Below are 2,557 nucleotides of genomic sequence, written 5' to 3' on the forward strand. Positions count from 1 at the left end.
ACCTGCGCCACCGTGCCCAGGGTGATCTGGGCGCCGCCCGGGGTGAGGATCGGCAAGGCTCGCAGGCCTTCCAGGCTGCCCCGCAGCTCGCGCGGATAGCGGACGCTGATCGGATAGCGTGCCAGGCCCTCGACCGTCTGGCCGATGGTCTCGCCGCCGATCGCGCCCGATACGATGGACTGGACGTCGTCGATGTTGAGCCCGAACCGCGCGGCGGCGGCGCGGTCGATGCGGACATCGACATAGCGTCCGCCGGTCAAGCGCTCGGCCAGGGCCGAGCTGACGCCCGGCACGCTCTTGGCCACGCCCTCGACCTCGCGGGCGATGCGGTCGAGTTCGGCCAGGTTGGCCCCCGAGACCTTGACCCCGATCGGGCTCTTGATGCCGGTGGCCAGCATGTCGATGCGGTTGCGGATCGGCGGCACCCAGACATTGGTGAGGCCCGGGACGCGTACGCGCTGGTCGAGTTCGGCGACCAGCTTGTCGGGGGTCATGCCCGGCCGCCACTGGTCGCGCGGCTTGAAGCGGATCGTGGTCTCGAACATCTCCAGCGGGGCCGGGTCGGTGGCGCTCTCGGCGCGGCCGGCCTTGCCGAACACGCTGTCGACCTCCGGCACGGTCTTGATCATCCGGTCGGTCTGCTGGAGGAGCTGGCCGGCCTTGGCCGCCGACAGGCCCGGCAGGGCCGAGGGCATGTAGAGCAGATCGCCCTCGTCCATGTTGGGCATGAACTCCCCACCCAGGTGGGCGAGCGGCCAAGCGGTGGTCGCGAAGGCCAGCAGCGCGACCAGCAGGGTGGTCCTGGGCCGGCGCATCACCCGGTCGAGCAGCGGACGATAGGCCGCCGTCAGCACGCGGTTGACGGGATTGGCCGCCTCGTCGGGGATCTTGCCGCGGATCAGATAGCCCATCAGCACCGGGATCAGGGTCACCGAAAGGATGGCCGCCGCCGCCATGGCGTAGGTCTTGGTGAAGGCCAGGGGGCGGAAGAGCCGGCCTTCCTGGGCCTGCAGGGTGAAGACCGGGATGAACGACAGGGTGATGATCAGCAGGCTGAAGAACAGGGCGGGCCCGACCTCGGCGGCGGCCTCGGTGATCACCGCCCAGCGGGCCTCGCCGGTCAGGATCTCGCCCGGATGCTCATGGGCCCAGCGCTCCAGCTTCTTGTGGGCGTTCTCGATCATCACCACGGCCGCGTCGACCATGGCCCCGATGGCGATGGCGATGCCGCCCAGCGACATGATGTTGGCGTCGACGCCCTGGCTCTTCATGACCAGGAAGGCGGCCAGCACCCCCAGCGGCAGGGAGAGGATCGCCACCAGGGCCGAGCGCAGGTGGCCCAGGAACAGGGCGCAGACCAGGGCCACGACCAGGAACTCCTCCAGCAGCTTGCCGGTCAGGTTATGGACGGCCCGGTCGATCAGGCCCGAGCGGTCATAGGTGGTGACGACCTCGACGCCGGGCGGCAGGCTCTTCTTCAGCTCGGCCAGCTTGGCCTTCACCGCCGCGATGGTCGTGCGGGCGTTCTCGCCGGAGCGCAGGATCACCACGCCGCCGGCGACCTCGCCCTGGCCGTTGAGTTCGGCGACGCCGCGCCGCATTTCCGGGCCGACCTGGATCGTGGCCACGTCGCCGAGGCGCACTGGGACGCCGCCGGCCGCCGTCTTCAGCGGCACGGCCTGGAAGTCCTCGATCGTCTTCAGATAGCCGGTGGCGCGGACCATGTATTCGGCCTCGCCCAGCTCCAGCACCGAGCCGCCGGTCTCGGCGTTGGCGCCTTTCAGCGCGGCGACAACCTGTTGGTGCGTGACCCCGAAGCTGGCCAGCTTCTGCGGGTCGAGCACCACCTGGTACTGGCGGACCATGCCGCCGATCGCCGAGACCTCGGCCACGCCCGGTAGGGTCTTCAGCTCATAGCGCAGGAACCAGTCCTGGATCGATCGCAGCTGGCTGAGGTCGTGGCCGCCGGTCTTGTCGACTAGGGCGTACTCGTAGACCCAGCCCACCCCGGTGGCGTCAGGACCCAGGGCCGGACGGGCGCTCTCCGGAAGACGGCCCTGGACCTGATTGAGGTACTCCAGGACCCGCGAGCGGGCCCAGTAGAGGTCGGTCTTGTCGTCGAAGATCACATAGACGAAGCTGTCGCCGAAGAACGAATAGCCGCGCACGGTCTTGGCGCCAGGGACCGAGAGCATGGTGGTGGCCAGCGGATAGGTGACCTGGTTCTCGACCAGCTGCGGGGCCTGGCCCGGATAGCTGGTGCGGATGATCACCTGGGTGTCGGAGAGATCGGGCAGGGCGTCGATCGAGGTCGACCGCACCGCCAGGCCGCCGGCCACGATCAGCGCCAGGGCGCCCAGCAGCACGAAGAAGCGGCTCTTGACCGACCAGCGGATCAGGGCGGCGATCATGCGCCACCGCCAATCTTGGCGATGCGGCGAACGGTCGGGTCGGCCGGCGGCGGATCGAAGGCGAAGCGGACCTGGTCGCCCACCTTGAAGCCCTTCAGCAGCCTCGGGTCGGCGCGGAAGGTCATGGTCATGGCCGGCCAGCCGAT

Annotated in this window: 2 protein-coding genes; both read right to left on the minus strand. The window is 69.5% G+C overall.

All coding sequences use genetic code 11. The annotated features are described in order from the left end of the window. Positions 1–2,411 (minus strand): CusA/CzcA family heavy metal efflux RND transporter (locus Q0379_RS07430; protein ID WP_299006459.1); only part of this gene is annotated, 2,411 nt, incomplete at its 3' end. Continuing rightward, positions 2,408–2,557, minus strand: a 150-nt coding sequence (locus Q0379_RS07435) for a copper-binding protein (protein ID WP_366519303.1), incomplete at its 5' end; no start/stop codon positions are given. The genes Q0379_RS07430 and Q0379_RS07435, both read right to left, overlap by 4 nt.

Origin of the sequence: uncultured Caulobacter sp. (genome assembly GCF_937900395.1) — a bacterium.
Taxonomy (GTDB): domain Bacteria; phylum Pseudomonadota; class Alphaproteobacteria; order Caulobacterales; family Caulobacteraceae; genus Caulobacter.